The organism is Clostridium sp. RTP31139st1_H3_RTP31139_211217 (genome assembly GCF_040227035.1).
GTDB lineage: Bacteria > Bacillota > Clostridia > Clostridiales > Clostridiaceae > Clostridium > Clostridium saudiense.
In genome coordinates, this window is record NZ_JBCOAB010000084.1 from 1 (window position 1) to 5844 (window position 5844).

Here is a 5844-nt window from a genome sequence, read left to right on the forward strand (position 1 = left end):
TTTTTTGTTAATTCTATAGTTACACATAAAGTCTTCACCGTATTATTAAATTTTTAAAGATCATTTAGTTCGCAATAGTTTCAAATTATTCACTACTTCCAACCGTAAGATTCGCTGTATTCATGATAAGGACATGTTCCTTTTTTACCTAAAATCAATATAGTTTCATCATTCTTTGCTTTTGCTATGCTACATTGAGGATAACTCCATTCTCCTATTGTATAAAAGTATTTGCAGTTTCCACATTTTACATCACTCATTCAACTTATCTCCTTCTCCTTATTTGGAATTTTTCGTTACCAACGTTCTTTTTTAATTTCTGAATTCTTAATTCTATCAAGTATGGTTTGTACTTTATTAACTTCTCTTTCTTTGATTATTTCAGAACATTTCTTACTACAAGTAGGTAAAAATATCTCCATAAATGCACTTTCAACTAGATATACATCATCACCAATATCTCTTTGAACTCTGCAATTTTCACATTTATACATTCTCTAATTCCTCCATATCAAATTCACTAGGAATTATACTTTCAATTATTCTATAATCTATAGTGGTTTGAATACCATCCCTACCAAACCAAACATATCCACCAGTAAAACCTATTGAGTTTTCATTTATAATAACTTTGATCTTTCTATTTTTAGTTAATTTAAAAATGAAACTATCAAAATTAAATTTTATTAGTTCATTTATCATTCCCTCACATTTATTTCTTTCCATGACACCCTCCTTAAAATGCGAATATTACTTATCTTATCAACATTGTTGATAGTGCGTAATAAATTCAAAAATCTTATCTTTTTCATTAAATTTCCTCCTCTGTATGATTCAGATAATCATTTAATGTAATTGGTGTAATGTAATTTTCATTAACTGCGTGTTGCTTTGCTATTAATTTTCTAAATGCACCCACTAACTCTTTGTATTGTTTTCTTGGTACTGGGTCTTTTTTAACATCTACCTTACAACAAACATAACACTCTGATGGATTACCTTGTTCATCTTCTGCCATTCCAACTTCTTTTTCTAATCTATAACATAATCTAATTTTCATTACTCTTACTCCCTATGTTCACAGTAAATATTTAGATAACCTTCACTATCTACAAAAATTTTATTACTACTACCATCCTCTAAGTGATATTCTGCTATCCAATAAGGACAATTTATAGCATCACCTATATAAACTGCTTCATCTCCACTTAATTCAGTTGAAAATATCTTTACATTTTGTTCTTGAATCAATAAATCTAAAAAAATTCTTAATAACATAAAATCCTCCTTAAATCCGAATATTGTTTGAAATTATCACTACTCGAAAATAGTGAGTGATAATTTCAAAATTATTCATTACTTCTCAATATAATTAATCACATTTTTTACTATCATATTAATACTTCCATCACCATTACGCTGAATTTCAAACTTACTTTGGTCCTTGTATGCTTCTTTCCCTATATATAAATCAATATCTTTATCAATTTTAAGTCTTACTCTCTTAAACTTCTTCTCTACAAACTGCTTGTCTACTTTTATTTTTTCATCTAATCCATTGCCTTTAATATATACTTCAAAGTCTTGCTTCTTTTTTGGCTCATCTCTAAATAATTCATCTGCTAATTCAGTAATATTTATATTATCTTCTTCTTGAAGCTTATCCTTAACTGTAGTTCTTATATTTTCTGCTTCTACTGCATTTTCAGTTATATTGTTTCTAGTCCATCTTTCTACTGCATGGATAAATGCTTTAGTTTCTGTTCTACTATCTGATACTTGACTGCATCCTAAGAAGGTATTGCTAAAATAGTTTGCTCCATATTCATCATAATCTATTTTTCTGCCTTTATTACTATCTAATACCCATAAATCAAATGTTTGTCCTCCCCTTATTGGTTTAATAAATGCTGCCTTTTGAATTCTTTGACTACTTCCTGGTAATGCTGCACTATGTTTTATCAGGCCGACCCCTATTTTATTGCCTATAAAATCTACTTGATGAGTAAAACTATTAACATAATCTAACTTAAGTATTCCAAGCATTGGCCCTTGGTCGGTTATTATTGATGTTACGATAAGATCACAACTTGGAATATTGATATTACATTTCATTATTGCAAATAATTGCCTTGCTAATCCCTTAGATATCTCAATGATATCTCTATCTATTCCATTTAGATAATCTTGTACTATTTCCTTAACTAAATTTTTTTCTTGATTAAATGCCGCTGGTACTAAATCATCATTTTTAAATATCTTTTCTATATGCTTATATAAGAAGTTATAAGTATCTTCAGTTAATTCTAATGTGTATTCATTTAATATTGGCTCTCCTGCATTACTATCCAATACATGAATTACTGCATCTTGTATGTTAATATCATTTACTCTATCCCCAGTATCTATAGAGAACTTCTGCTCCTTATATTCAACCCCATTTTTCTTTTTAGTTTTATTTAATTCATATATCATAAACTCTTTACCTCCAAATTATTTAATGTATTAATAACTAAAATGGCATGTCTCCATCATCTACTGGTGTCATATCTCCAAAACCTCCATCATCTACTGGGGGATTCCAGTTGCTATTGCTATCATTGCTACTACCATTATCTTTGTTATTCCCGATAAACTCAAAACTTTCTACCATTACATCAGTAGTGTATCTTTTAGTTCCATCTTGAGCATCATAACTGCCAGTTCTAATACTTCCTGTAACTGCTAACTGCCTGCCTTTAGTTATATATTGAGTTATATTTTCTGCTGCTTTATTAAAAGCTACACACCTAATAAAATCTGTTTCATCTTTCTTAAATTGTCTTGTAATTGCTAATGTAAACTTGCAAACTGCTGTTCCACTTCCTGCTGCATATCTTAGCTCTGGATCAGCAACAGTCCTCCCTATTAAAATTACCTTATTCATTAATTTCTACCTCCTCAATTCCAATTTCAATATCTAATGTAACTTCATCTATGTCAGTTACTCCTATGATTTCATAATTAGTTTCCATCTTCTTTACCTCCTCAATCTCATTAGAATCTATGATTTCATTACTGATAGTTCCTACCCAAACCTTATCTAAAATTAGGTTGTTTCCATCAAATTCACCTTTGTTACGTTCCATTACTTCTAGATACTTCTTAGCTTCATCTTCAGTTTTAGATTGTACAGAGTAAAGGTGTCTAACCTTTACCTCTGCTTCTATAAGATAAATCCCCATATTAAAACTCCTAAAGCAATTTCATTATTTTCTCTATGATCTGTTTTCTTAATCTGTAAGTTGTCCTTATTGATAAATTAAATTCTTCTGATATAGCCTCTATACTTAACTTCTTATTGTACTTATAGAAAATAAACTTCTTATCTTCTTCTTCAAGCATTGCTATAGCAACTCTCATCTTTATATTGTTTCTCTCTAACTCATTAACCCTTACCTGGTTCTTAAATTGAGTTTTTCTTATTATCCTCTGCTCTTTAATTAAACTTTCTGCTTGCTGGAACATTTGCTTTTCTACTACACTTTCACCAGTGCATGAAGTTTGTACTCTTTCCTCAAATCCAATAGAACCTATGCTTATATCAAAGTTGAAGTTGCTTGTCCTTAATATTTCATCTACATGATCATATCTTTTATCCAACTCTACATTTTGTTCATTAAGTGAAGCTATTCTCTTTATATTCTCAAAATATCTATATAGCCTACCTTCTGTTTTTCCAAATTTATCTTCTTCCAATTTTCATTCCCCCTCATAAGGTCTATTCATACATTGCTCCTTATCCTTGCAACTTTTACAGTTGCCATTACATTTCTCCCAGCTAGTCATAAACTCATTATCATGATCTTTTGCTATGATTATCGCTGATAAAACAAATAATATTATGATAAGCATTGTAATTATAATTAATACTATTAACACTAAGCCTCACTCCTTAAGACATTTCCTTCTAAATCTCTTATCTGTTGTGTTTTCATGTTAATTTTATCCTTTATTTTTAAGAAACTAATTTTCTATATGCATATTCAACATCTGTTTGAGCTACTTTCGCATATACCCTTAATGTTAATCCAACATCATTATGTCCTAAAATTTGTTGTATGCATTCTGGAGCCATTCCACTTCTTAAAGCAAATGTAGCCATGGTATGCCTAAATGTATGAGGTGTAATCCTCATTTCTATATTGGCCATTTTCTGCATCTTATTTACAATTACTTGATAACCACGATTATTTAATTTTTTATAAGGCTCTGTATTATTCGATTTTTTATTTGGAGCTTTTGAAGAACAGAATAAATATTCGCTTATTATTCCTTGCTCTTCACGTTCTCTAAGATAATTAAGTATTGCTCTTTTACATCTTTCTGTAAAATATACTCTTCTTTCTTTATTTCCTTTTCCTATAACTAATAAAGTTTTATTAGTCATATCTAAATCTTTTACCTTAACATTGCCAACTTCAGCTACTCTACAACCAGTTGATAAGAAAAATTCTAATATTGCTCTATCTCTCCTACTAAGCATACAATCTCTTAACATTTCAACTTGTTCTTCATTTAAAGGTTTCTTTTCTCGTTTTGGTTCTTTTACTGGTTTTACCGAAGAACATGGATTCTTAATTATAAACTCTTCATTTTGAAGCCATGCAAAGAATAATTTAATAGGTGTCATAAATGTGTTCATTCCAGCAGCACTTTTAGTACTACTTTCTGCATACATGAACATTTTAATATCAGCACTTGTAATCATAGATACTGGCTTATTAAAGAATTTGCATAATTTTCTAAGATTATAGTTGTAATTTTTTAAAGTAGCTGCTGATAATCCTTCAAGCTTTTTAGTAGCTAAAAAATAGTTTATTCTATCTTCAAGATCACTTGTTACTAATGCTGTTTCTTTTGTAGTAACCTCATATCCATATAAAACTTCTTCTACCAATCTTTTTATTTCTAGTTGTCTTGGTAGATTAACCTCTAGCTCTGGAAATTCAAGTGTTAATTTGCCTATTAATTTAACAGTTACTTCTTCATTACAATTTCTATAGTTTAAGTTCTCCATGTTCTCTCCTCCCCATTCACTAATTGATTTTGATTATCTTATGAGAATAGAAGTATATAGCATTATCCGTATTCCCTTCTATTCTCTCTTTTTTTGAAAGGTGTGCTACTTTTCAAATTCATTATTCAACTCTTTCAGTAATTTTAATGCTCTATACTTAATGTGTTCATTTGTTTGATTCTTCTTAGTAACCAATGTTCCACAGTCTATTTTTGAGATTAATCCTTCTAATTCACCAATTTTTTTACCTATATTTAATAAATTCATTTAATTATTCTCCTTCACAATATTTTTGAATTGCGAATTACTTTACTCAATCAAGTAATCACATTTTGCATCGGTGTAAATATTTTTATGAACATATAAATATAAATCTTCTTCCTCTTCTTCATAATTATAAATTCCTATAGTTTTTTCACCATCTAACTCTTGTAATTTCTTTATTAAATCTTTAATTTTCATTACTCTTCCTCCTTATGATCAACTAATGCCCCATGACCATTAAAACTAATTAATTTATAGTACGTTGGTAATGGTTTTAGTAATATACAGTGTTCTTTATCAACCCAACCATACATATAACCATTCATAAGCCATCTAAGGTGTTTAGGTATTCTTACAACATATTTACCTTTACCACCTTTTTTACTTTCAGAGTGAATGGTAAATCTTTCTCCTATGCACTTGTCATACCATTCCTTACCTGTCGACTTCATTATTTTTAAATCCATACCCAAAATCTCCTAAAATCCGAATATTCCTTGTCCTATAACTTGTAAGTATTA

14 protein-coding genes are annotated in these 5844 nt (G+C 29.3%); all 14 read right to left on the reverse strand.

Annotation, left to right across the window (positions count from 1 at the left end; genetic code table 11):
• Positions 1 to 92: 92 nt before the first annotated feature.
• On the reverse strand, positions 93 to 260 hold the full coding sequence (locus ABUA17_RS18160) for a hypothetical protein (protein WP_195951681.1): 168 nt from the start codon (positions 258 to 260) through the stop codon (positions 93 to 95).
• 36 nt (positions 261 to 296) lie between these two features.
• Positions 297 to 494 carry a hypothetical protein gene (locus ABUA17_RS18165; RefSeq protein ID WP_195951680.1) on the reverse strand — a complete coding sequence of 66 codons (198 nt, stop codon included), beginning with the start codon at positions 492 to 494 and terminating at the stop codon, positions 297 to 299.
• Positions 487 to 726 carry a hypothetical protein gene (locus tag ABUA17_RS18170; RefSeq protein WP_195951679.1) on the reverse strand — a complete coding sequence of 80 codons (240 nt, stop codon included), beginning with the start codon at positions 724 to 726 and terminating at the stop codon, positions 487 to 489. The genes ABUA17_RS18165 and ABUA17_RS18170 overlap by 8 nt, the downstream gene beginning before the upstream one ends.
• An 85-nt stretch (positions 727 to 811) precedes the next feature.
• Positions 812 to 1060 (reverse strand): hypothetical protein, encoded by a 249-nt coding sequence (locus ABUA17_RS18175; protein ID WP_195951678.1) that lies wholly within the window; start codon positions 1058 to 1060, stop codon positions 812 to 814.
• Between the two features lie 5 nt (positions 1061 to 1065).
• Positions 1066 to 1278 carry a hypothetical protein gene (locus tag ABUA17_RS18180; RefSeq protein WP_195952310.1) on the reverse strand — a complete coding sequence of 71 codons (213 nt, stop codon included), beginning with the start codon at positions 1276 to 1278 and terminating at the stop codon, positions 1066 to 1068.
• 78 nt (positions 1279 to 1356) lie between these two features.
• Positions 1357 to 2475, reverse strand: a complete 1119-nt coding sequence (locus tag ABUA17_RS18185; protein WP_195952311.1) for a nucleoid-associated protein — start codon at positions 2473 to 2475, stop codon at positions 1357 to 1359.
• A gap of 37 nt (positions 2476 to 2512) precedes the next feature.
• Positions 2513 to 2926 carry a single-stranded DNA-binding protein gene (locus ABUA17_RS18190; RefSeq protein WP_195951675.1) on the reverse strand — a complete coding sequence of 138 codons (414 nt, stop codon included), beginning with the start codon at positions 2924 to 2926 and terminating at the stop codon, positions 2513 to 2515.
• Positions 2919 to 3224 carry a hypothetical protein gene (locus ABUA17_RS18195; RefSeq protein ID WP_195951674.1) on the reverse strand — a complete coding sequence of 102 codons (306 nt, stop codon included), beginning with the start codon at positions 3222 to 3224 and terminating at the stop codon, positions 2919 to 2921. Before ABUA17_RS18195 ends, ABUA17_RS18190 begins: the two co-directional genes overlap by 8 nt.
• A 10-nt stretch (positions 3225 to 3234) precedes the next feature.
• On the reverse strand, positions 3235 to 3738 hold the full coding sequence (locus tag ABUA17_RS18200; protein WP_195990125.1) for a sigma-70 family RNA polymerase sigma factor: 504 nt from the start codon (positions 3736 to 3738) through the stop codon (positions 3235 to 3237).
• A 3-nt stretch (positions 3739 to 3741) separates the two neighbouring features.
• Positions 3742 to 3921, reverse strand: coding sequence for a FeoB-associated Cys-rich membrane protein (locus ABUA17_RS18205; protein WP_055290782.1), 180 nt, complete (start codon positions 3919 to 3921; stop codon positions 3742 to 3744).
• A gap of 76 nt (positions 3922 to 3997) precedes the next feature.
• Entirely contained in the window at positions 3998 to 5059 is a 1062-nt protein-coding gene (locus ABUA17_RS18210; protein WP_302782679.1) for a tyrosine-type recombinase/integrase, read from the reverse strand.
• A 105-nt stretch (positions 5060 to 5164) separates the two neighbouring features.
• A complete protein-coding gene (locus ABUA17_RS18215; protein WP_349818232.1) occupies positions 5165 to 5326 on the reverse strand; it encodes a hypothetical protein in 162 nt (53 codons plus the stop codon).
• Positions 5327 to 5368: 42 nt separating this feature from the next.
• Positions 5369 to 5521, reverse strand: coding sequence for a hypothetical protein (locus tag ABUA17_RS18220; RefSeq protein WP_195949642.1), 153 nt, complete (start codon positions 5519 to 5521; stop codon positions 5369 to 5371).
• The gene (locus ABUA17_RS18225; RefSeq protein ID WP_195949643.1) at positions 5521 to 5790 is read right to left on the reverse strand and encodes a hypothetical protein; all 270 of its coding nucleotides are present in this window, start codon (positions 5788 to 5790) and stop codon (positions 5521 to 5523) included. Before ABUA17_RS18225 ends, ABUA17_RS18220 begins: the two co-directional genes overlap by 1 nt.
• Positions 5791 to 5844 lie beyond the last annotated feature (54 nt).